The sequence below is a fragment of the uncultured Blautia sp. genome (assembly GCF_902497045.1).
Classification (GTDB): Bacteria; Bacillota; Clostridia; order Lachnospirales; family Lachnospiraceae; genus Blautia_A.
This window is the reverse complement of the sequence record NZ_CABVDF010000013.1, coordinates 1-25,180: the sequence shown is the minus strand read 5'-3', so window position 1 is coordinate 25,180 and position 25,180 is coordinate 1. Positions and strand designations below refer to the sequence as shown.

At 44.1% G+C, this 25,180-nt stretch carries 19 protein-coding genes; all 19 read right to left on the bottom strand.

Translation table 11 applies throughout. From position 1 onward, the window contains the following. Positions 1–165: 165 nt before the first annotated feature. Positions 166–1,326, bottom strand: coding sequence for a DUF4825 domain-containing protein (locus tag RDS42_RS02515; protein WP_308782215.1), 1,161 nt, complete (start codon positions 1,324–1,326; stop codon positions 166–168). A gap of 84 nt (positions 1,327–1,410) precedes the next feature. Further along, positions 1,411–3,945 carry a YfhO family protein gene (locus RDS42_RS02510; protein WP_308782214.1) on the bottom strand — a complete coding sequence of 845 codons (2,535 nt, stop codon included), beginning with the start codon at positions 3,943–3,945 and terminating at the stop codon, positions 1,411–1,413. Between the two features lie 6 nt (positions 3,946–3,951). Further along, entirely contained in the window at positions 3,952–4,800 is an 849-nt protein-coding gene (rfbD, locus tag RDS42_RS02505) for a dTDP-4-dehydrorhamnose reductase (RefSeq protein ID WP_308782213.1), read from the bottom strand. Between the two features lie 13 nt (positions 4,801–4,813). Further along, entirely contained in the window at positions 4,814–7,258 is a 2,445-nt protein-coding gene (locus RDS42_RS02500) for a glycosyltransferase family 2 protein (RefSeq protein WP_308782212.1), read from the bottom strand. Positions 7,259–7,273: 15 nt separating this feature from the next. Beyond that, a complete protein-coding gene (locus RDS42_RS02495) occupies positions 7,274–9,691 on the bottom strand; it encodes a glycosyltransferase family 2 protein (protein ID WP_308782211.1) in 2,418 nt (805 codons plus the stop codon). A 70-nt stretch (positions 9,692–9,761) separates the two neighbouring features. Continuing rightward, positions 9,762–11,945 (bottom strand): class I SAM-dependent methyltransferase, encoded by a 2,184-nt coding sequence (locus RDS42_RS02490; protein ID WP_308782210.1) that lies wholly within the window; start codon positions 11,943–11,945, stop codon positions 9,762–9,764. Then, positions 11,942–13,198 carry an ABC transporter ATP-binding protein gene (locus RDS42_RS02485; RefSeq protein ID WP_308782209.1) on the bottom strand — a complete coding sequence of 419 codons (1,257 nt, stop codon included), beginning with the start codon at positions 13,196–13,198 and terminating at the stop codon, positions 11,942–11,944. The genes RDS42_RS02490 and RDS42_RS02485 overlap by 4 nt, the downstream gene beginning before the upstream one ends. Positions 13,199–13,210: 12 nt before the next feature. Further along, positions 13,211–14,017 carry an ABC transporter permease gene (locus RDS42_RS02480; protein WP_308782208.1) on the bottom strand — a complete coding sequence of 269 codons (807 nt, stop codon included), beginning with the start codon at positions 14,015–14,017 and terminating at the stop codon, positions 13,211–13,213. Continuing rightward, complete coding sequence (rfbC, locus tag RDS42_RS02475; RefSeq protein ID WP_177274796.1) at positions 14,014–14,583, bottom strand: dTDP-4-dehydrorhamnose 3,5-epimerase; 570 nt, start codon at positions 14,581–14,583, stop codon at positions 14,014–14,016. Before rfbC ends, RDS42_RS02480 begins: the two co-directional genes overlap by 4 nt. 1 nt (position 14,584) lies before the next feature. After that, positions 14,585–15,463, bottom strand: a complete 879-nt coding sequence (gene rfbA, locus RDS42_RS02470) for a glucose-1-phosphate thymidylyltransferase RfbA (protein WP_308782207.1) — start codon at positions 15,461–15,463, stop codon at positions 14,585–14,587. 12 nt (positions 15,464–15,475) lie between these two features. Continuing rightward, entirely contained in the window at positions 15,476–16,738 is a 1,263-nt protein-coding gene (locus RDS42_RS02465; protein ID WP_308782206.1) for a D-alanyl-D-alanine carboxypeptidase family protein, read from the bottom strand. Between the two features lie 14 nt (positions 16,739–16,752). Continuing rightward, positions 16,753–17,880 (bottom strand): dTDP-4-amino-4,6-dideoxygalactose transaminase, encoded by a 1,128-nt coding sequence (rffA, locus tag RDS42_RS02460; protein WP_308782205.1) that lies wholly within the window; start codon positions 17,878–17,880, stop codon positions 16,753–16,755. Then, complete coding sequence (locus RDS42_RS02455) at positions 17,877–18,845, bottom strand: glycosyltransferase family 2 protein (protein ID WP_308782204.1); 969 nt, start codon at positions 18,843–18,845, stop codon at positions 17,877–17,879. The genes rffA and RDS42_RS02455 overlap by 4 nt, the downstream gene beginning before the upstream one ends. 16 nt (positions 18,846–18,861) lie before the next feature. Next, the gene (locus RDS42_RS02450) at positions 18,862–19,206 is read right to left on the bottom strand and encodes an EamA family transporter (protein ID WP_308782203.1); all 345 of its coding nucleotides are present in this window, start codon (positions 19,204–19,206) and stop codon (positions 18,862–18,864) included. Then, positions 19,203–19,586 (bottom strand): DMT family transporter, encoded by a 384-nt coding sequence (locus RDS42_RS02445; RefSeq protein ID WP_308782202.1) that lies wholly within the window; start codon positions 19,584–19,586, stop codon positions 19,203–19,205. The genes RDS42_RS02450 and RDS42_RS02445 overlap by 4 nt, the downstream gene beginning before the upstream one ends. Positions 19,587–19,601: 15 nt before the next feature. Further along, positions 19,602–20,789 (bottom strand): ATP-grasp domain-containing protein, encoded by a 1,188-nt coding sequence (locus tag RDS42_RS02440; RefSeq protein WP_308782201.1) that lies wholly within the window; start codon positions 20,787–20,789, stop codon positions 19,602–19,604. Between the two features lie 2 nt (positions 20,790–20,791). After that, complete coding sequence (locus RDS42_RS02435; RefSeq protein WP_308782200.1) at positions 20,792–22,960, bottom strand: pyridoxal-phosphate dependent enzyme; 2,169 nt, start codon at positions 22,958–22,960, stop codon at positions 20,792–20,794. A gap of 228 nt (positions 22,961–23,188) precedes the next feature. Continuing rightward, positions 23,189–24,271, bottom strand: a complete 1,083-nt coding sequence (gene rfbB / locus RDS42_RS02430; RefSeq protein ID WP_308782199.1) for a dTDP-glucose 4,6-dehydratase — start codon at positions 24,269–24,271, stop codon at positions 23,189–23,191. A 107-nt stretch (positions 24,272–24,378) separates the two neighbouring features. After that, the coding region (locus RDS42_RS02425) for a L,D-transpeptidase (RefSeq protein ID WP_308782198.1) at positions 24,379–25,180 on the bottom strand (802 nt) is incomplete at its 5' end.

Here is a 25,180-nt window from a genome sequence, read left to right as displayed (position 1 = left end):
AATTCAATTTTTCTAATATATAGAACAAAGCGGACATGTACATTTCTAAATCCCTCAATCCTCGCGGAGCATTTTTTATTCATCAGAAAGTTAGTACAGAATGTACTACTTTCCTGGTGAATAAAAAAAAGAGAATGACCGGTCTTCAGTCATTCCCTTCCTGCTCTACTTTTCAAATACTTTAAAAACATCAGCTATAAATACGTTATCATTCATTTTCTGTTCTACATATTGATTAAATTTCTTTGTATCAATGGAATCCTCCGAAAAAATCTTCTGGTAATCCGGATAGTTCTGTTCCATCATTTCACGTCTGACAGAATAGCTGCTTCCACTGAAATTAAAATTAATATATTCAAGATTTTCAATCAGTGCAAATGCTGAAACCGAATTATAGATCAATGCCTTTTCAATATACAGATCATCATTGTCATACCAGTCTGTAAAATGATAGTTTATCGTCATACCGCAGTTTTTCCAGTCGATTTCAAACACAAACCCATATTCAGACAGCGGCAGCGCTTCTATAAGCCGCCCTGTGTTGCTGTTATCTCCGACATATTTACTTTGATATTGAATAAGACGCTCCATATCGCTTTTATCTTTATTGAAAGGACTTGTTGGTACAGTATCGACAGTATACTGTTTTTTCCTGTCTATAAGATAATATTCGTTGGGTGTGTCTGCATTGATCCGATATACATGATAAAACAGGTTCCGATATTCGATCAGTTTATTATCTTTAAAGACCGTCGTTGTCCTGTATCTGTATATGGGCGGTCTTTTAAACTGTGTCACCCCAATATAATCCGCAAAGAAAAAAATTCCCAGAATCATAAGAAATAAGCATATGGAAACCAGTCCTCTTTTTAATAAAGAGATCTTCTTTAATTCTCTGAAGACGCCTGCAATAGTCAGAACAAGTCCCAAAACAGAATATATTTCTCCCCAGCTGCTTTCTGATGGAAAAACAGTAAAAGAACAAATACACATCAGAATACCGGCTCCCATAATAAACATGGAAATTTCCCTGTGTACATTTTTTATCTTTTTTTCCGTGTAATCAATGGTACTGATCAGGTTCTGTTCTGAATACTCAATTGCTTTTTCCTTTTCAATTTTTTCTCCGGCCAAAAGTTCATTCAGTGAAATCCCCAGTTCTCTGCTAAGAGGTTCGAGTAAAGACAGATCCGGCATATAATTTCCATTCTCCCAGCGGGAGATTGTCTTATTACTCACACCCAGTTTTTCCCCAAGCTGTTCCTGCGTGAATCCTTTTGCCTTGCGGTTCACTGCAATAAATGCTCCTATCTTTTTGCTATCCATGATTTTCTACTCCTTTCATGGAAAAAATTATCAGTTTCTCCGATAATTGAACACCCCACAGATAGCGAATCACCGATATCGGCATTATTTCTGCTTTCTTCCCCCAAATCTGCCCGCTATTCTGGACACTCCGAACAGGATCCAGAACAAAATACTGGCAGGTACTCCTTTCTTTAATCCCGGCGCCTGGAAGGTCAGCTCCAGTGTGTGATCGCCTTCCGGGATCTCACATGCCAGAAATCCAATGTCTCCGCGAAGGAGTTCTGTTTCTTTTCCATCAATGGTCAGGCTCCATCCTTTTTCGTATGGGATCATAAACATTCCGTATCCGTCTGTTTCCGCATGGATGGCTCCGGTAATATGGGAATCTTTTTCCGGTCGATTCAGGATGATCTCTGAATCTTCCATGGCATTTTTTTCCTCCTGGCTGAGAAGCTCCGAAATCTCAGAGGCCGCCTGGATCGTTTCGGAAGAATTTTCTTCCGGCAGAGCAATCACATTCTGAAGAAACTCGTCTCTTGTCTCCTCTGTACACAGTTCTTTCAGACTGTCTTCGCTGACGGCATCCGTATAAAAGTGAGCCGTTCCGGTTTCCAGCTGATTTTCATGGACATAAAGTCCGCCTACCTGATCCAGTACCCTCCATCCTTCCTCAGGTACCTTCTGACCGGAGATCAGATAACGGATTCCCAGAAAGGCTGCCAGCTGTTCATCCTCTACATTGTTCCAGAATGTATAGTGGTTTTTGTCCGCAAAAAACAGCTCCGGACAACAGATTTCCACAAATTCCTTTATATAGCCGTTCATAACAGAATTATAGGAGGATATCCCGTTATATCCCTGGGCAGAGGCATCCATGGCCACTGTTCCGGAAATATAATCCTTTTCCACCCGGAAAAAGCTTCCGTCCTTTTCTTCCAGATAATCCAGCACCTGAGGAATATCTGCCCGGTACATTTCCCGGAAAAAGTCCTGTGGCTTAGTCATTTCTGCCCGGTATCTGATCTCTTTCTCTTTGGAATGTCTGTCAGCCTCATACTGCTCCATTTCCTGTGCCATAAGCTCTGCAGGTGTATCTGTTTTTTTCAGGGTAGCTCTGGCCTGGAAATTTGTACTGCCTTCTGACATCACCTGCACAGCCAGAGCCACAGTAAGGATTCCCATTACCAGATTTCGGATCTGCTGTTTTTTTACAAAATTAAGCGCTGTCAGACAGATGACAGTGAGAATCCCGGCTGCTGTCAGAATCAGGATATTTCTTTTATATTCCGGAAATCCTGCCTGCTGCCAGCCCTCCAGATATGCCTGTCCCATAAAGACAGTTACCAAAATGATCAGAAGGATGCTGAGATGCCCGCCTTTTTTCAGATAATCCCACATCCATGCCATAAGGAGAAGAAAAACCGGTACCAATACAAAGGTATATCTCTGGGTTGGCTTTGTAAAGTAATTAAAGACCGTTCCTCCAATGGGAAGGAGCATTCCCGTAAGGATCAGCACTGCTGCCCCATACAGAACTGTCTTTGCCCTTCGGGCTATCTCCGCTTTTCTCAGAACCAGAAGGAACTGGATATCCAGAAAAACTGCCAGCCCGGAGCAGAACAGAATCGGATCCTCGTAATAGTTCATCACATACTGCTGAGGTCCTTTTGCCATGCCGAATCCATTCTGCAGATTACTGGAAAACAGATGCTTCATCAGAGAATTATAAAACTTTCCGCTATAAGGAGTAAAACACTGCTGAAGCCAGTCCATAAATCCCACTCCGCTGCCGTCCAGCCTGGAGGACACATTCAAAAGCACCTCTGCCATAGGAAGAAAAACCGCCATGCTCATTCCTATGCCAAGAAGCATTTCACCGCATCCTGCGAAAAAACGGCCGATCCTCTGGGCAGGTGTAAGCCCGTCCACCATCAGAATCCGAAACAAAAGGTAAAGTCCTGTTGCCGCAAGACACATATATGTAAAATACACGCTGTAGATCCCGCACAGAAAAACCATCACCGGAAAAAATCCCCGTCCCTTTTTCTTCTGTATATGTCTTTCACAAAAAAGCAGAAGCAGGGGAAGATAGATTACCGCCGTGCCAAATTGATAGTGCTGTCCCCACACCAGAAGAAAACCACTGAATCCGTACACATAGGAAGTCACCAGCTTTGCCTGGCTGCTGAAAGAAAACTGGGATAAAAACAGGTAAAACGCCAATCCCGCTGCCAGCATTTTCAGAATCTGGATCACATTGATATACAGAAGCATATGTGCAGGTCCCAGCAGCACTCCCAAACCATACAGAATCATCAGAAAGGGATCAAACAGATTAAAATTAAACAGATTAACCCCAAATCCGTTGGAAAAATCCCACAAACTGAAGCTTCCATCCCGGATATCATTGACAATCGCCGAATAATTCATAATATACTGCTGCCAGGTGTCGCTTCCAATATCCTGAAAGATCATCAGCTGATCTCCAAAAAGATAATCGCCAAACATAAAGCAGGCGCTGAGAATCATCAGTCCCAGCAGATATGCGGCAAACCTGACATTTTCATTCTCTTTTCCACACCATTTACGAAAAGCGGTGGGTTTATCCACCGCTTTTTTTGCTTTTTGCACATTCATCTTCTCTTACATAATCTCCTTCAGATAACGGGAAAGGGCATCCTGCCAGGAAGGCAGACGTTCAAATCCACGCTGGGTCAGCTTGTTTTTTTCCATGCGGCTGTTGGAAGGACGTTTCGCCTTTGCCGGATACTGGTCTGAGCTTACCGGAGTTACTTTTACATCCATACCAGCCTGCCGGAAGATTTCTTTTGCAAAATCGCACCAGGAGATATAACCGCCCTCATTGGTTACATGATATTTGCCATACTCTTCTTTTTCCAGCATATCCACAAGAAGCTTTGCCAGATCGTAGGTATAAGTAGGAGTTCCGATCTGATCGTCTACCACAGTCAGGGTATCATGGGTCTTTCCAAGATTCAGCATGGTCTTGATAAAGTTTTTGCCGTTTACGCCAAATACCCAGGCAATACGGACAATATAATATTTATCCGTATATTTTTCTACTGCCAGTTCCCCTTCATACTTTGTCTGTCCATAAACATTCAGAGGTTTTACCACCGGGTCGTCCGGCTCCCAGGGACGGGTGCCTTCTCCGTCAAACACATAATCTGTACTGAGATAAATCAGGGGAATATCCAGCTCTCCGCACATTTTTGCAATGTTTTCAGTTCCCAGAGCGTTGACTTTGCGGCACATTTCCACCTGATCCTCTGCTGCATCCACAGCTGTCCAGGCTGCACAGTGCACCATTTTGTCCGGGCGGACTTCCTCCATGACTCTGCGTACTGCCGCTTCATCTGTGATATCCATTTCCTCCACATCCACGCCAATGCCTTCATATCCCCGTTTCGCCAGCTCATTCATCACATCGTGGCCAAGCTGTCCCTTTACTCCTGTGACTAATACCTTCATTGATAAGTCCTCCTTATATCCTTTTCAGTGAAAAATCCTGGCTTTTCAAAGTCAGATTCGGATTATAATAGGGATCTCCGTCCCTCATGATATCCGGCCAGCGTCTTTCAAAAATCTGAATTTCCTTATTAAATCTTGCAACCTTTTCCGGCGTATCCTCCAGACCTCTGGATTTGGATTCATAGTGATACAGCTCTGCATAAGGATTATACACGATCAGATAGCCTGCACTTCTCAGCTTCATACAGAAATCAATGTCATTAAAGGCAACTGCCAGTTCCTCAGTAAGACCTCCCACCTGGTCAAAAGCCGAACGCTTCACCATCATACAGGCTGCTGTCACCGCACTGTAATCCTGGGCGCAGATGATCCTGTGGCAGTATCCTGTGGTTCCTCTTGGCTGCAGCACAAAGCAGTGTCCTGCAATGCCGCCGAATCCGATCACAACACCTGCGTGCTGGATAGTATCATCTTCATAATACATCCTTGCCCCTACCGCTCCTACATCGCTTCTCATACAGTAGCCCAGAAGCTGCTCCAGACAGTCTTCATTGATAATTTCCGTATCATTGTTCAAAAGAAGGATATATTCGCCCTTTGCAAATGTGGCTCCATAATTATTGATTGCAGAATAGTTAAACTCTCTGTCCCAGTACACCACATGAGCCTTTGGATTTTCTGCCTCCAGTTTTTTGTAAAACTGAAAGGTTTTCTCTTCTGTACTGTTATTTTCCACAATAATATACTCGTAATTCCGGTAGGTGGATTTCTGATCTATAGAATCTATGCACCGTTTCAGATCCTCTGTATGGTCCTTATTAGGGATGATAATGGAGATCAGCGGATCATGATCCCGGATAAATCTGGTACGGTAAAGTCCCAGAAATTCTCCCTGGAGAACCTCTGCCTGAATCCCTGTTCTCTTATAATGCTCCTCAATAGCGCGTTTTCCTGCTTCAAATGCATAAGTCTTGCTTTCCGGATTTTCAGCTGTGGAATCCTCATGGCAGCGCCAGTGATAAAGGATCTTTGGAATATGAAAGATTTCTTCCGACTTCACCGCCTCGATACAACGGAAAATAAAGTCATAATCCTGGGCTCCGTCAAATTCACTGCGGAGCATTCCCACTTCCTGGATCACGTTTTTGTCCACCACAAAAAGATGGCAGATATAGTTAACCGTACAAAGCAGATCCGGGTTGTAGTCCGGCTTGAAATGCGGCTGGAAAAACTTGTGTCCGTCCATAGACATTTTGTCCTCGTCCGAATAAAGGATTCTCGTCTGTTTTTTCTCATTCAAAACCTTCACGCACTCAAACAGAGCGTTTGGAGTCAGTTCGTCGTCATGGTCGGCAAATGCGATATATTCTCCGGTTGCCGCCTGAATCGCCGCGTTGGTGTTCTCTGAGATCTGCAGCTGCTTTTCATTATGAATCACCCGGATTCTTTTATCAGAGGCTTCCAGACTTTCCAGAAGCTTCCGGATAGGAGAATCTTCTCCGCTTCCGTCAGAAAGACAAAGCTCCCAGTTGGGATAGGTCTGGGCTTTTACCGTGTCTACCAGCTGGCGGAGATATTTTTCCGGTGTCTTATACAGAGGAATCACAATTGAAATCTTTGGCTGATAGTCAAAAACTGTTTTTCTCTGTTTTTCCAGTTCTTTATTTCCCGGAAGATGATGAAGGATCCATTTCTGATAAGGAATCTCTCTGGTAGATGCAGTCTTAACCTTTGAAACAATCTTTCCTACCATAGCTGCGCTTCCCTGGCTCTTCCAGTAGCGCAGACCTTTCTTTGCATACTTCTGGATCTTTTTACGAAATACCACAGCCGGATTCAGATGGGCAATATGCACTGATTTCGTATCTCCTGCATAAAATACCACATAGACCAGCTTTCCGGTAAGGTTGGTCAGTTCTGCAAAAAATCCTGTTTTGTCTTCGTGATCCATCTCTTCATACATCTGCTCCACATCCACTCTCTGAGTACGAAGGATTTCTGCATGAAGCTTCTGTTTGTTTTCATCAAAAATCTGGATCTTTACCGGCTCATCCGCAACAGCCCAGCCCCGGATCCGTAAAAATCCCTGCTGGACCTTTTCTTCCTCGATAAAAAACTGAGGCTTGCCCCGGCGTTTTTCCAGTTCCTTTACGGAAACAGAAAACCAGCATATGGTCTTATCCGGCATATCTGCATAAACAGACAGCTTCTGATGCCCTTCCAGAGATTCCGGAAGCTGCACAGCGGCAGTGATCCTCTCTCCCCGCATCAGATCCGGATCCTTAAATCGTTCCAGAGCGCTGACTACCTCCAGCTTCCGGATCTCCGCCTTTATCTCAGAATCATCCAGACAGGCACGCATCTTTGCTTCCTTTGGCCAGGTTCCCTGCAGGATATACTGGCAGGGATCCTTCAGATGGAACCTGTCCTTTGTTACCTCAAAAATCTCTCTTGACATATCCAACCTCGTTTCTCAGTTTTCTCTCAGGGAGCAGTCTCCTTCTGTTACAGACAGATTGGGACTGTAATACGGATCGCCTTTTCTCAGCTGATCTCCCCATTTTTCCTGAAATCTTTTTATTTCCTTTTCAAAACGGAACTGTTTTTCCGGCGTGTCCTCTAAGCCTCTGGATTTTGATTCATAATGATACAGCTCTGCATAAGGGGTAAACACCACTTTTTTGCCAAGAGCCCTGACTTTCATACAGAGATCAATATCATTAAACGCTACCCGGAAGGTCTCATCAAATCCTTCCACTTTCCGGAAGTCTTCTGTTTTCATCATCATGCAGGCTGCTGTTACTGCGCTGATCTCCTGGACACTGATCATCCTTCCAAAATATCCTTCATCCTCTCTGGATGCACGGCACATGATATGCCCGGCGATCCCGCCCAGCCCCATGACTACGCCCCCATGCTGAATGGTATCGTCCGGATAATAAAGCTTGGCTCCTACTATGGAAACCTCTTTCTGCTGACAGATCTGAAGCATCTCCTCCATCCAGTCAGGCGTCAGGATCTCCACATCATTATTCAAAAACAACAGATATTCTCCTCTTGCCTGTTCTGCTGCAAAATTATTGATAGAAGAATAATTAAATTCTTTTTCCCAGGTAAGAATTCTCACCTTCGGGAAACGCTGGGGAAGCTTTTCATAATACGCAAAGGTGGCAGCCTCTTCACTGTTGTTTTCTACGATCAGTACCTCATAATTTTCGTAAGTACTGCGCTCTGTCAGAGACGAAAGACACAGTTCCAGATCGTCAATATGATCTTTATTGGGGATGATCACAGAGATCATTGGTGTTCCCTGAATCTCCACCCGGCTCCGGTACCATCCCGGCCTCTGTGTCATCTCCACCTTTGCAGGAATTTCCATTCTCCGGTAATGCTCCTCCACGGCTTTTCTTCCGGCTTCAAACGCATATGCCTTGCTTTCCGGATCGGCAGCTGTGGAATCCATATGGCAGCGCCAGTGATAAAGCACTCTGGGAATATGGATGACTCCGGCGGCATTTTCGCAGCAGCGGAAAATAAAATCAAAATCCTGCGCCCCGTCAAATTCTTTACGGAAATATCCGGCTTTTTCCGCCACCTGCCTTTTTACCACAAAAATATGGCAGATATAATTATTTTCTCTCAGCCGGAACAGATTAAAATCCGATTTGAAATGAGGGTCGAAATAATGCCTGCCGTCCATGCTGATCTTATCCTCATCTGTATAGATCACATCTGCATGTTCATACTCGTTGACCGCCTTTACAATTTCGTAAAGTGCGTCCGGCTCCAGTGTATCGTCATGGTCGCAGAGCATCAGGTATTCCCCTCTTGCAAGCTCTATGGCCTTATTGGTGTTCACGGAGATTCCCCCGTTTTCCTTCAGTTTTTTATAACTGATCCGAACCTCATGCCTGTAATTTTTCTTCAGAAATTCATATACCTTATCATCCGGGCTTCCGTCAGCCAGACACAGCTGCCAGTTCCCGTAAGTCTGTTTTCTTACAGATTCGATCAGTTCCTTCAGATAGGGAAGCGGCGTATTATATAACGGGATCACAATGCTGATCAGCGGTTTTTTATCAAAATTAACATGTTTCTGCTTCCACATCCGGGAACGGCTGACACTGTGGCGCTTCAGCCACTGCTCATAATCTCCTGTCTTTTCTTCTGAACGTCGGAAAAAACGATTCAGAATCCCCTTTGGCTTTCCATCCTTCAGAAGCTTCTGCACATCGATCTCATGATCTTTCCGGACAGAGGAGCCTGTAAACCGGAGAATGACTTTTTTCCCTGCAATCTCATCCAGAGTAGCAGAAATACGGAATCCGATCTCCCGGTTTTTATATTCTTCGTCAAGCCCTCTTCGTTCCACTACATCCGGTCTTCTTCCCCTGCTCATACGGCAGGGAACAGGACTTTCATCCTCATTGAGAAGCTCTGCCGCCGCATCTCCTCTCTGATCCATCACCCAGCCCTGAATTTCCAGCATGGTGTCATACAGAATCTCCACCCTGTCCATATGATATTCCAGCAGGCTTTCCTGCAGAAAGGCTTCCAGCTCTTCTCTGGATTTTTTCCAGACAGAATGAGTCTCCGCACCGTCAGTCAGGATCAGTTCTACGGTATGATATTTTTCAGCAAGCCTGTCCGCCTCCGGGATACAAACTGTAAACCCCGGAAGGAACTGTCCCAGATTACGTTCCAGAGCCTGGGCCACATCAGGTCTGGGGGATCTTTTCGGAGCCGGAACGGCGATTTCCTTCCCGTCTCCCAGAAACCGGAATTCCGGAGTCTGTCCCTCTGCCGGCACATACCAGCCTGTAAGACTCAGAACCTGCCCGTGCCTGTCGTCATATTTTTGTTCATCCACACTGAAGCGCAATTCTTCCATGTTTTACCTCATTCTGACTGAACTGCCGCTGTCCCTGAATTTCTTTTCCATCTTTGGGATTTCCGGCAGTTTATTTTTTCTTAATGCTTCTATATAATTTCCAGATCTTTGTATTTTCCATCTGGGTAATCTTTTCATTCAGTCTGCGGATTTCCGCATCCTTTTCGGCAGATACTCTGGAAAAATTCTTCCAGAAATCTTTTCTTGCATCTGTTTCTTTCATAGTCCGTATCCGGATACAGAGCTTTGTCTTTCCGGAAACATCCCCTGTTATAAACTGAGGGTCTCCGCCTCCGAAATAATATGCACCTGCTCCCATGGGGAATCCGTTTGCAGTAAAATCTGCCGGCGTTCCATCCTCATAAGAAAGTTCCTTCAGAATCAGTCCTCCTGCCGCTTCTCCCGGATCCAGACGCAGTCTGTGTACGCCTGCCGGAATTCTGATCTCCAGATCCAGTCCTTCTCTGCTCATAGGATAAACGGCTGAATCCTCCTCCCGGAAGCCTTCTCCCCGGTCATAAAATACCTGAAGCCTTCTTTCTGCTCCTGCAAGCCTCATCTGCTCATAATATGGCAGGATCTCCACTTTCCCCGGAGAAACCTCTTCATAAAGCTCCAGAAGGGGAACATGATCTCCTTTCATATAGTTCTGGAAGTTCCGTTCCATTTCCCTGTAAATTTCCATGTCTTTTTCCGTGATCCCGGCTTTTCCGTAAAAATTCCGGTTCTTCAGAACATGACGTTTGCCGTCGCTTTCCAGATAATAATGAATCATCCGGTACTGAATGAAATCCGCAGGAATCGGAAAACGGAAGGTCCATTCATAATCAATGACTACCTGTCTGTCCCTCTGAATCAGAAGGTTTGCCGGAACAAGATCAATATTAGACATGCCGGAGGCATCATATTCTCCCTCAAGAGGCGCATCGCCAAATACCTGAATAAACTCCGGTGTCTTTCTGAACTTTTCCTTGCAGTGAAGACTGCGTATCTTTCTCAGATAAAAGAAAAACAGCTCTTCCAGTTCCTGATATTTTCCCTGTTCCAGAAGCATATCCAGTTTTTCCTCCAGAGTTACCCCCTCCAGATATTCCAGTTTTGCCGCTCCCTGCTCAAACCGGCAGTTATTCAGCTCAATACCTTCTTTTTCATAAATCGTATTCAATTCTCTCTGGATCCGTTCCAGATTCTTTACATGCTCCTCTGCCTTTGGCACTACCGGAAGCTTCCGTACATATCTCTCATACCGTCCCGGTTCACAGATGTCTGTCCGAAGGGCAAACCGCTGGTCTCTCTCATTGGAAAATTTAGAATAGACTACCTCCGGCCGGAGTTCCTCTTTTCCGATCAGCAAAAGGAACGAGTTGGAAAATTCCGGAAACATATGGTTATCCAGAAGCGAGTCATATACCGAGGATTCCTGAAACAGCTGAAGTCTCAGTCTGTCAAAGTTTGTTTCCATTCGGTTCAGTTCTCCCTTCAGAGGAAGACGTCTGTCAGAATATATGGTCATGGGAAGCTTGTAATCCGGAAATGGATAATACCAGCTTGCCTTGAGATTTCCCGCTTTTTCCAGAATATCTGTCAGTTCCTTTTTCGTAAAGGTCTTAACGCCTTTTGTGGAAGGATATCCTTCCAGTCCCTCAAATAAAGTTCCAAAATGATCTTCCGTGCAGCCTGCCCAGTATTTCAGTCCAAAACGGTTTTCAATGGCAAGAATGATCTTTCCCTCCGGCTTCAGATGACGGGCAATAGTTCTGAGAAAATCCACATAAGGAGTTTCGCTCTGGATATAATTTTCCCCATACTCAAAAACGCCGATCAGAGTAATGTAATCATACTTCTCCGTCAGCGCAGGCTCGATCTCCTGGAAATTCCCCATAAGAATGGTCAGATTCTCACAGTCTCTGTGTCTCCAGGCATTGATCTCACTTCTTTTTTTTGAAAGCTCGATACAGGTGACCTTTTTTGCTTTTTTGCAAAGGGCACCTGTAATCGCTCCGCAGCCGGAACCGATTTCCAATACACTTTCCTGTCCGGTAAAAGGAAGCCAGCTTAAAATATTTTCTCTTACATGCGAGAAATGATAAAGGATGGGCCAGCTTTTCCGCTGGGCGATCACCCGGTTCCATTCCTCCTCCGGGTATGTTCTGGCAATCTCCAGCATTTCATCCTCTACAATTCCGTCACTGTATAAATCCTGCCCTGGATAACAGGTATCATCCAGAGTCACCTGTCCGATCTTTTCTTTCATGCTTTTTCTCCGTAGTGAATCTCTACTTTCGAGTTCATATCATAAAAACCAACGGTATTTTTATTGGAAACTACCGTAATGTTACATGCGTCATACAGTCTGTGGAAAACAGTGAACTCCCCGTCCTTATAACCGGTACATCCAAAGGAAAGGAGATATTCGCCTCCCTGAAGGAACATATCCTGCCGAAAGGTTACTGTACAGGTATCGCCTGCTTCCGAATGCTCCACAGCCATTTTTTCAAAAAGAGTGTTGGTTCCTGTGATCTCGGTTCCTTTAATATCCTTAAAGGTATAAGCCATGATCGGTTCCTGGATACTCTCATGAAAAACAACCTTCATTTTAATCTGGAAGGAACTTCCTTTTTCAATGGTGTTTGTACACAGACCTTTCTCATCCAGCACTGCAAAATCCACAATTTCTGCCAGCTTACTGCCATATTCCAGCATATTGGGGTTCACCTGGAACTGCTCGCTCCAGTTCTCCTTCTGGGTTTCCTTATTTTCCTCTGCCTTTGCAGGATCCTGACCCACCAGAAGCTGTTTATACATATCCACCATCTGCTTTGGAGAGCCTTCCTCCATTTTTACTCCTTTGTTAAGAAGGATAACCCTGTCGCAATAGCGGGAGATACTGCTGAGATCGTGGCTGACAAAAAGAATAGTCCTGCCCATTTTTTTAAATTCCTCGAATTTACGGTAACATTTGGCCTGGAAAAATACATCGCCCACAGACAGAGCCTCGTCTACGATCAGGATCTCCGGATCAATGTTGATGGCTACCGCAAAAGCCAGGCGGACAAACATTCCGCTGGAATATGCTTTTACCGGCTGGTAAACAAAATCTCCGATATCTGCAAAGTCCAGAATATCCTGAAGCCTTGCGTCCACCTCTTCTCTGGAAAATCCCATCATGGTTCCGTTGAGATAAATGTTTTCGATCCCGGTATATTCCGTGTTAAATCCGGCTCCCAGCTCCAGAAGAGCCGAAATCCTTCCGTTTACGGTCACTTCTCCGGCTGTTGGGTTCAGAACTCCTGTGATGATTTTTAAGATTGTAGATTTACCGGAACCATTGGTTCCGATAATTCCTACCGTCTCTCCCCTCTCCACCTGAAAGTTTACATCTCTGAGGGCATAATGTTCCCTTACAGGCACCTTAAGCCCCAGGGTTTCCCGGAGCCTGTCAGAAGGTTTGTTATATAATTTATACATCTTATCCAGATGTTTTACCTGAATTGCAATTTCACTCATCTTACTCTCCATTTACATGACATCTGCAAAGTGTACCTGAAGCTTCTTAAACAGCCGCGTTCCCAGAACAAACAGCAAAATGGTAAATACCCAGAAGTACAGGGTCAGCCATGGATGCTGCCAGATTCCGATATGGTCGATCAGGGAATCACGATATCCCTGTACCACATAGAACACAGGATTCAGTTTCAGAATTTTTGTCAGAATCCCTTCAAGACCAAGATCGTTAAAGTTCCACATGATAGGGGTCACCCACACGCCTACCTGCAGACCAATGTTGATGATCTGACTGAGGTCACGGAAAAATACCACCACTGCGCTGGAAAAATAAGTCACTGCAAGGATCAGCATAAAAACACAGAAGCTGTAATAGATCAGCTGCAGTGCATACCAGGTAGGAGGATATCCCATACAGGTGTAGATCACAAGCACGATCAGCACAAAAAAGCAGTGTACAAAAGCTGCTGAGATCACCTTTACCACCGGAAGGATCCGTATATTAAATACTACCTTTTTTACCAGATAATTGTATTCCAGAAGTGCATTGGTACCGCCTACCAGTCCGTCCTGAAAGAAAAACCAGGGTACCAGACCAGCCACCAGCCAAAGCACAAAGGGTACCCCTCTGTCCGCTCCGTTTCTCAGGGCAAGTCCGAATACAAACCAGTACACACAGATGGTCACAATAGGCTGGATAAAAGCCCAGACGGTTCCAAAATAGGAACCTGCATATTTTGTTTTAAAGTCGTTTTTTGCCAGGGAAAATACTAATCTTCTGTTCCTGTAAAGTTCCCCTGGCAGCCAGGTTTCTTTTTTCAATCCTTTTTGCTCCTGTTTGCGGAATATTCCTGAAAGCTTCCCCACTTCTGATCTTTTTCGGACATGATCAGTTCCATTCCCTCTGGGATCGGCCACTCTACTGCAATGTCCGGGTCGTTGTATGCCAGACCGCCCTCATCATTCGGATGATAAAAGTCTGTGCATTTATAGGCAAATTCTGCGGAATCTGAAAGCACCAGAAAACCATGTGCAAAATTCTTGGGAATAAAAAACTGTTTTTTGTTCTCCGCAGAAAGCAGCACGCCATACCACTGCCCGTAAGTAGGAGAACCTTCTCTCAGGTCTACGGCCACATCAAATACCTCGCCGCTGACTACACGAACCAGCTTGTCCTGGGGATAGTTGATCTGGAAATGAAGTCCTCTTAAAACGCCTTTTCTGGAGCTGGACTGATTATCCTGCACAAACTCCTGATCGATCCCTGCCGCCTTATAGTCATTATAATTATAAGTCTCCATAAAGTATCCGCGTTCGTCTCCGAACACTGCCGGCGTAATCACCTTCAGTCCTTCAATATGACAGGTTTCTACTGTGATCTTTCCCATTTTATAAGCCCTCCGCAACTTCGATCATATATTTTCCATAAGCAGTTTTCAGAAGAGGCTGCGCCAGTTCCACAAGCTGCTCTTTTGTGATAAATCCACGTTTATATGCAATTTCCTCAATACAGGAAATATAAAGTCCCTGACGCTTCTGGAACGCAGAAACAAAATCAGCCGCATCAAGAAGAGAATCATGATTTCCGGTATCAAGCCATGCAAAGCCTCTTCCAAGGGTTTCTACCTTGAGAGTGCCTCTGTTCAGATATTCGTTGTTAATGCTGGTGATCTCAATCTCGCCTCTTGCAGATGGCTTCACGTTTTTTGCGATCTCCACTACATCATTATCATAGAAATAAAGTCCCGGAACTGCATAATTTGACTTGGGATGCTCCGGTTTTTCTTCAATAGAAAGAGCCTTTCCGTTTTCGTCAAACTCTACTACTCCGTACTCTCTCGGATCTCTTACATAGTATCCAAAAATGGTTGCTCCCTTTTCTGTCTCCGTTCTCTGATATGCATTCTGGAGTACTCTGGAAAAGCTCTGGCCATAAAAAATATTATCGCCCAGAACAAGAGCCACTGCATCGTTTCCAATAAATTCCTCTCCGATAATAAAAGCGTCTGCCAGTCCTCTCGGCTGCTCCTGCACCGCATACTCAAATCTCATTCCCAGCTGTTTTCCGTCTCCAAGAAGTTCCTGGAATACAGGAAGATCTCTCGGTGTGGAAATGATCAGGATCTCACGGATTCCTGCCAGCATCAGTGTAGAAAGCGGATAGTAGATCATTGGCTTGTCATATACCGGCATGATCTGTTTGGAGATTGCCTTTGTTAATGGATATAATCTGGTTCCTGAACCGCCTGCTAAAATAATTCCCTTCATATTTTCTCCTCCTTATCGTCTGGTTCTGTACATTTTTTTCTCTTTGAAATGCAGTGCCACCATTAAGATCACAAGAGTCACTGCCATAACTGCCATGACTCCCAGAAGCAGTTTTGAAGTATCTGACAAACTGCTTTCCTCTTCCGAAACGGTTTCTGCTGATCCGCTGACAGACTGCGCATTACTTTCTGCCGATACAGTCTGTGTTACCTGAGGGGTAGGGGAAAACTTTGGAGTCATGAGATAGCCTACAAACTGACCGCTGTAATAAAACTGATTCATGATCTGTCCATTTTTTTCTTTTGTTTTTACAGTAAGGTCATCCACAGTAACCCCTTTAGGTACTGTCATATTTTTTCCATTTAAAGTTATTGTATCAAAATTATTAAATGCATAATCAAAAAGTGCAATCGTATCGGTACAGTTTGCTCCAAGATCCGGTGCCCGAAGCGTTACCGCTATATATGTGCGGCCGTTTCTTTCTGCTGCAGTTACAAGCGTATGTCCTGCATCATTGGTATTTCCGGTCTTTCCGCCAATACATCCTTCATAATAAAGATTGGATTCCTTTGCCATCAAAGGCATATGGGTATGCATCCCTCTGGCTTCGCTGAGGTTCGTAGCCGGAATAGTATAATTAACTCCGCTGATCACCTGACGGAACCTGTGGTTTCTAAGACCTGCCCTCATGATCTTGGCCAGGTCATGAGCAGTTGTATAGTGGTTTGCATCCGGGAGACCACTGGCATTGGCAAAATGTGTATTCTTACATCCGATCTCCTTTGCCCTCTGGTTCATCATCTCTATAAACTGAGCCTCTGTACCGCCTACATATTCTGCCATCTGGGCACATACTTCATTGGCCGATTTAATGATCGCTGCAAACCAGCAGTCTTTCATGGTGATGGTCTCTCCCAGCTTCATTCCAATGTTGGAACTGTCCCAGGTTACATCTCTGACTCCGGTTTCTGTAAAAGTAACGGTGTCTTTTGGTGAGCTGTTTTCGATTGCTGTAAGCACGGTCATGATTTTTGTAGTACTGGCCGGATATCTGTATTCGTCCATTCCTTTATCATAAAGGACAGCTCCTGTGTCTGCGTCAATAAGCACGGCTGTCTCGGAAACTGTATCCGGTCCCTTTGGCCAGCCCTGAATATTATCTGTAGCTACTGCTGCCGGTGTCCCAAAGTTTACAGTTACTGCCTGTACAGTGGATGCCGGCAGAATCATGGATATCAGTCCCAGAACTGCCGCACCTGCAAATTTTTTTCTCATTCTTCTCTCCTCCGTCAAAACTCAAACGCAAGTATCTTTTCTGTAATATATTCTACATCAGACATGGACAGATTGTAAAACATCGGAAGACGCAAAAGACGTTCACTTTCTTTTGTAGTATAAACATCTTCTCCAGAAAATCTTCCAAATTTCTCTCCTGCCGGCGAACTGTGCAGCGGTACATAGTGAAAGGCTGTGCAGATTCCGTTTTCTTTCAGGTAGGCGATCAGACGGCTCCTTGTTTCGAGATCTTTTACTTTAATATAATACATATGCGCATTATGTTTGCATCCTTCCGGAACAACAGGTCTCTGGATCTTCTCCTGTTCCTCAAGGCTCTTAAGACCTTCATTATAATAGTCGTAGATCTGGTGGCGCTTGCCATCGATCTTTTCTGCTTCCTCAAGCTGGGCATACAGATAAGCCGCATTCATTTCACTTGGAAGATAAGAGGATCCATAATCGATCCATCGGTATTTATCTACCTGTCCCCGGAAAAATTTACTTCTGTCCGTTCCTTTTTCTCTGAGGATCTCTGCTTTTTCCTGGTACTGGTTGTCCTGAAATACCAGAGCTCCGCCCTCTCCCATAGTATAATTCTTTGTCTCATGAAAACTGTAACATCCAAAATCACCGATCGTTCCGAGAGCCTTTCCATGGTAGTAGGCCTCCACACCCTGGGCGGCATCTTCCACTACTTTCAGATCATATTTTTTCGCCAGCTCCATGATCCGGTCCATTTCACAGGAAACACCCGCATAATGGACAGGCACTATAGCTTTTGTTTTTTCTGTAACTGCCTGTTCGATCAGCTTTTCATCTATATTCATGGTATCCGGCCGGATATCCACGAACACGATCTTTGCCCCACGAAGTACAAAAGCATCTGCAGTAGATACAAATGTATAAGAAGGCATGATCACCTCATCTCCCGGCTGGATATCGCAAAGATACGCTGCCATCTCCAGTGCGTGTGTGCAGGAAGTGGTCAGAAACACCTGAGATGCATGAAACCTTTCCTTCATCCACTGTGAGCAGAGTTTTGTATATTTACCGTCACCGCAGAGCATTCCCTGATCCACGGCATCTTTAATATAATTCAGTTCTTTCCCTACAAGTGCAGGTCTGTTAAAATCTATCATTCTTTATTTCCCTGTTTTTCTTCATCCTTGTTGTCAGCTGCTTCAGAAATATTTTCTCTGTCCCGGATCACATACTGGGGTGTTTTGTTCACATTCAGCATCAGCTTGCCCAGATATTCTCCTACAATGCCAAGCATCAGGAAACAGATGCCAAACAGTACCAGCATGGCACACATAAGAGAAGACCAGCCAATTGCTATGGACGGATCCAGCAATTTACGGATAAATACTACAATTGCCCCAATAAATCCGGCCGCCGAAAACAATGTTCCAAAAAAAGTCGCAAGCCGGAGAGGGATTACCGTAAAATTCAGGCAGGACATAAAAAGTTTCAGACCTCTCCTGAAATTATAATTGGAAGTCCCTACCTCTCTTTCAAAATGCTCGATCTCTATATTTGCAATATTATGTGTGGTGCGGAAAAACAGTACCTGAAGAAAAGTATTGTACCCGTCATATTTTACCACTTCATCCCTGACGTACTTCCGGCAGCACCAGAAGCTGCTCATCTGGATATCCTTCGGGCGGTCCAGAAGATGCCACAGAAGGAAGCGGCTTACTGCTCCTGTAAGATTTTTAAACCAGGAAAATTTCCTTTGTTTAAAAACTCCGAACACAATGTCATAGCCTTCTTCCATCTTATCCAAAAACTGCGGAATCTGAGAAGGATGATTCTGCATATCGTCATCCATCCCCAGGATCAGATCTCCCTCTGCATAATTCATTCCTGCCATAATAGCATTATGCTGGCCGAAATTTTTTGCAAGGTTGATTCCTTTTACATTCGGGTATTTCTCTGTCAGTCCATGAATGGACTTCCAGGTACCGTCTCTGGAATAATCGTTTACAAGCACAAACTCACATTCATAATCTTTTAGTTTCTTGAACTCTTCTATTGCAAGCTCCACCACCTTGCCGATGGTGTGCTCTGAATTATAGCACGGTATGACAATCGATACCAGCATCTTTTCTCCCTCGTTTCTATAGGTTAAATATAAAGATCCCCGCAAGTATCAGGGCAAATCCCATAAGTTTCCTTTTGCTGAATCTTTCTTTCAGAAAGAAATATCCCATCACCGAAACAAAAATATACCCCGTGGATTCCAGAATCGGCGACATCGAAAGGGGCAGATTCCGCAGTGCCAGCATAGTAAGGATCACAGAGCAGAAAAAAAGGCCGTAGGCTCCGATCACCATAGGATTCAGATATTCCTTCAGCGGGCTGTCATATGTTTTATTTGCTGCTTTTTTCAGGATAATCTGAGAAACAGATGAGATAAATACAGACAGAAGCAGGATACATACAGATATCTGAAAACTACTCAATGTTTCTCACCGCCCTTCTGTAAATTTTCTGAGGTTACCAGATAGATTCCGGCAAAAATGATCACTGCTCCGGCAATCATATTCCATGTAATCTTTTCGCCAAAAATCAGCGCGCCCCAAATAATGCCCCAGATCAATGTCACAGGGCGGTTGGCATATGCCACTGTCAGGGGCATACGCTTCAGGATCTGCTGCCAGATCACTGCATAGCCGAACATGATCACAAACACCAGCCCGAACCAAAAAATAAACTGCAGTGAAAAAATACGGTCTGTATATCCGGAAGCCATTTTAGAGCAGACACCGCTTAATGAGCTGAACAAAAGACTGATATGAAGCAGCAGATATGTACTTTTTTTTGAGTCATGGTCATTTCTCATGTTATTCTCTCACAATCATACTGTAAATTCAATGTTAATTTTCGACAAAATATCCTCCAGACGCTTTTCACAGGCATCCAGATTTTCCCCTGTCAGGATCACCTGGCCAATACGGTCTCTTCCATTTTCGTAACGGTTCACCTGATCTCCCGGCTGAATATTAAAAGAAAGATCAATAATATCCTCTGCCGGACAATTTCCATTATGGATTTCTTTTACAATGCCGCATCTGTCCGAAGTCAATATCCTGGAAAGACTGGACTGCCGGGGTTTGTAACCGGCAAATAATTTTTCCGGCTCCATATCCATGGCAAGCCGCACGATTGCCTCATAATAATTTATTCCATAATATAAGCCTACTGTTTCCGGCAGACAGGTTGCACCCGCCCTTCCCGTAATCTCGATCACATAGATATTTCCATCTTTTTCGATCAGATCACAATTGACAGCACAATTATCAAGCCCCACTGCCTGAATGGCAAGCATTACCTGCTCTTCCACCTTTGCTCCCAGGGTCTCCTGTTTTCTGTAGGGAACAGAATGCCCTATGGGTGTTGGTACATAACTCTGAAAAGCATCGATATTGTTCGGAAGACAATAAAGCAGCTTTCCATTGGAGATCATCGCCTCACAGCCAAGCGTTTCACCCTCAATAAACTCCTCTGCCAGACAGTAATCTTTTCCGGTAGCCTTCATCGTATCTTCATACCGCTCAAATGCTTCTTCTTTTGTATTGCACCGGAAGATTCCTCTGCTTCCCATCAGATCCACTGCCTTAAGAACTACAGGAAATTTCAGACATTCCAAAGCTTCTGCAAGCTCCTGTCTGTTTCGGACACAGATGTGACGTGCACAGTTTACCCCTCCTGCCATAAATGCTTCTTTCATTTTGAATTTATTACTGCTGATTTCCGCAGCTTTCGCACTCAGTCCTTTCAGCCCCAGCTGTTCACAGGCATAACCCAGAGCCCTCACTCCGGTATCCAGACAGCAGGTGGCAATCCCGTCTACATGAAGCCTTTCTGCCGCCTTATGTACAGCATCAGGATCTGATATATCTGTATAAGTAAATTCATCGGCTGCCTGAAATCCCGGCCATTCTCCCGGAATGCTGGCAGCCACTGTTGAAATGCCCAGTTTTTTTGCTTCCTCATAAAGAGGAAGCTGAGAATAACTGGCGCCAAGAATCATTATTTTTTTCATAATTAAAGATCGTTCTCCTCCAGAAAATCAAAAAACAAAGGGGTTCCTCCCGTATGAAGAAACAGAATATTTTTATCATAAATCTGATTTTCTTCCAGATATCTTACCATACCATAAAATGCCTTTCCTGTATAGGTCATATCAAGAGGTATTCCTTCTTCCCCGTATATTTTTCTGATAATATCCGCTGTTTTAGATGAATATCGTCCGTATCCGTCTCCCAGATATTCGTCCGTAAAATAAATATGCTCTTTCCAATCTTCCGGAAAGCTATAGCCAAACTTATCTGCATATGCATTAAGATCAGAGGCAATGACCTCTCTTCCCCTTTTTGCATTTCGAGAAACAGAAATACCGATGATCTTCCTGTTGTCTCCTGCTTTCAGGCTTCCAGCAAGCAGGCCGGCCTGAGTGGCATTGGTGCTGGATGCCAGAAAAATATAGTCAAAATGAACTCCTTTTTCTTCTTCCTGACGGCATATTTCTTCATACGCCTCCGCATAAGCTTCCACAGGAACCCATTCCCTCCCCTGACCTTTTGTATTTCCATAAATATAATACGGTCTGTATCCTTTCTCTGTCAGTTCATCCATAGCCTGCTGTACCGCATGCGCAATTTCTGTTTTTCCGCAGGGGATTTCCCTTACTCCCATAGCCCGGATCACCCGGCTGTTCTGTGTTTCTTTTTGTTCTTTTATATCTTCTGTATTATGAACCATATAGCATGGCATTCCCAGCTTATGACAAAGAGTTGACAGTATCCGGCAAAGATTGGAATGATAATTTCCATAAATGATCATACTGTCGCAATGTTCTCTTTTCATATCTTCCAAAAATTTCTGAGCAAAGCGGACCTTGTTTCCTCCAAAGGAAAACGGCAGCAGATCGTCTCTCTTCATATAAAAATGATTGCAGAGGATATGTGCAGATGATGTCTGCCAGCCTGGAATCCCCGGAGCCTGCCAGTTGATCTCTCCTCCGGAAAATCCCAGCTTCTGTACAGGTGTTTCCGGAAGCTCTTCAAGAGGATTTTCCCATGGACCATGATGAAGCAGTTCTTCCATTTCTTTATGAGAATCTGCCTGCAGGATAAAAAATCCCGGTCTGCTTCCGCTGTCCACAATATCTGCATTTTTTGCCTCTCCCTCTATTACCACTTTTCGCAGCTTATCCGGGTGTTTTTCCTTTAATTCCGCAAGAAGTTTCTCGTCATTTTCATTCATAAGAAAACGAATGGCAGCCACATGTCTGTCCGCTTCTTTTAATACAGGTGGTTTTCCTGATGCTGTATCTACTACCATTCCCACAAAATCCTGCCCTGTAGAAAGAGGAACAAGATCTGAACCAATGCAGTCTCCGCCCATACGGGAACCGATCTCAATGATACGGATCTCTCCTTTTTTGCTGATCCGCAGTTCACTATGAGCAGCTCCACAGACAATCCTCAACGCATCCAGTGCTTTGAAAACAATTTCTTTTATTCTGTTTTCCATTTTCTCTGTCAAAGGAGCCGGCTGTATATGAGCCACTTCTATATAATGAGGACTTCCTGTGGTATATTTTTTTGTAACGGCAAGACAGGTGTGACGGCCCTCATAGCTTATGGTCTCTACACTGTACTCTGCCCCCTCTATATATTCCTCTATAATCGCCTTTTTTTCAAAGGACTGAGCTGCAGCGCTAAAAACAGCGCCCGCCAGATCTTCTTCCTTATATACTTTAGTGATCGCCCTGCTTCCGGAACGGTCCGTAGGCTTCACAATCACAGGATATGACTGTGGACTGTACTTTTCGCCCTCTTCTACTGTTTTAAAAAACGGTACCGGAATACCAGCCGCCTGAAAAGCAAGACGCATAGACGCTTTATTGGTGGAATTCTGGATACACTCCCTGCTGTTTCCGGGAAGTCCTAATTTTTCTGCCAGATACTGAACTGTAATATTTGCCAGATCCGATCCTATGGTTGCCACTGCATCCGGCTGTATCTTTCTGCATATATCCAGGATCTGATCTTTTTCCGTAATACTGATCTCATAAAAGAAATCTGCATCTTCTGCACCTGTGGCACCTTCCCGCCAGGCAAATACATGGGTCTCATATCCCATTGTTTTTGCTTTTTGTATCAAAGGTTTCTGAAAATCATTGGCTCCAATGATCACAATCTTTTTCATTTTAAACACCCTCATTTCTGTTCTGTCTTATATTTTATCATTTTATCGCCTGTCTTTCCACAGGATTTTAAAGTGTCTCAAAATCCGCTTTGTATGTTATCCTCAGACAGTCTTATCCCTCTTAAACAAAAAAACAATGCTGCAGTTCCGGCATTACCTTAAACTGCAGCACACAGACTTCCGTCAGGATCTCTGCCGTTGTCCGGGCAAATCCCTGTTCAGAAAACATTATTTTGTTTTGTACATGTCTTCGTAATATTTCTGATAATCTCCGCTTGTTACATTTTTCATCCAGTCCTCATTTTCAAAAAACCACTTAATAGTCAGGCGGATACCGTCTTCAAAACATGTTTCCGGATACCAGCCTACTTCTTCTTTGATCTTATCCGGAGCAATGGCATAACGACGGTCATGACCCTTACGATCTTCTACATAGGTGATCAGATTTTCACTGACAAGTTCTCTTCTTGGATCTCCTTCCGGAAGCATCTCCTGAAGAGTATCCAGAATAATATGGATGATCTGGATATTCTGCTTTTCATTATGTCCGCCGATATTATAGGTTTCAAAAAGACGTCCTTTTTCCTGAACCATATCAATACCCTTTGCGTGATCCATAACATACAGCCAGTCACGAACATTTTTGCCGTCTCCGTATACCGGAAGCTTCTTACCCTGAAGAGCATTATTGATGATCAGCGGAATCAGCTTTTCCGGGAACTGGTATGGTCCATAGTTATTGCTGCAGTTTGTAATATTCGCCGGGAATTTATAGGTATCCATATAAGATTTCACCAGCATATCTGAAGATGCCTTACTTGCAGAATAAGGGCTGTGCGGATCATATGGAGTGGTTTCATAGAAAAATTCCCCCTCATCCTCAAGAGAGCCATACACCTCATCTGTAGAAACGTGAAGGAATTTTTTGTCCGGTTTAAAGGTTCCGTCAGGAAGCTCCCAGGCAGATTTTGCTGCGTTAAGCATAACCAGAGTTCCCAGTACATTTGTCTTTACAAACACTTCCGGATTGCGGATACTTCTGTCTACATGGCTTTCCGCTGCAAAATGAACAACACGGTCAATATCATTTTCATCAAAAATCTTCATAATGGCTTCGCTGTCACAGATATCTGCCTTTACAAAAGTATAGTTTTCTCTGTTTTCAACGTCTTTCAGATTTTCCAGGTTTCCTGCATAAGTCAGCTTGTCCACATTGATAATGCGGATCTCATTGTCATATTTCTGAAACATGTAGTGGATATAATTGGATCCAATAAATCCCGCTCCGCCTGTTACCAGATATGTTCTCATATTACTTTTCCTCCTGAGAAGAGGCTGTTACTCTTCCTGTAGCCTTAGATTGATATAAAATGTCTCTCTTCGGAACAGCTTTGCAACAGCCTCCTTTTTCCTTTTTATTAATTATATTCCGGGTCCGTAGGATCGAAAGTTCCGCTTCCTCTTAATGGTGTCAGCGGATTTCTTCCAAGAGGTCCCTTAAATGTTTCATTAGCATTGTACTTTCCGTCAAAAATCCTGATTCTGGATCCATTGCAGTTTTCCCAGATCCATTTTGCATCTGCTACACAGCAGCGGATACAGCCATGGGAAGCCGGATTTCCAAGCTTCAGATATTCTCCTGCCGGAAGATTGTTTCCATGTCTCTGGCCACTTGCTACAGAATGGATATAAATACCGCCTCTTACATGAGTTCCATACTGACCCCAGGATGGTCCCATAAGAAGCTGCCAGCGGTCTGCACGGTCAATTCGTTCATTTGTCATCAGAGGTGTCGGAGTACCCGGATTACCTACAGAAACACGAACGGTCTTGATAGGCACATTTTTCTTGGAATTTGTATAAATAGTCATAACACCATTTACACGGTCACATTCCAGATAATAAGAGCTCTGTCTGAACTCATTTGTTCTGTCGCTGACACGGTTTCCATATTTGTCAAAACGATAATTAACTCCGTCAATTGTCTTGGTGGTGTTCTTTAACACATATCCTGTACTTGGATCCATATAACGGGCGCGGTTCTTGGCATCATCCATGATAATCCATTCCGTAGAATATCTTCCCCGGGAATCCAGCCATCCCCATTTATTTGTGGACGGATCTTTTACTCTTTTATTTGTTACTGCTGTACAGTTCTGGAAATAATATCTACCGCCTTTAATGTTTCTCCATCCATTGGATGCAAGGACGCCGTTGCTT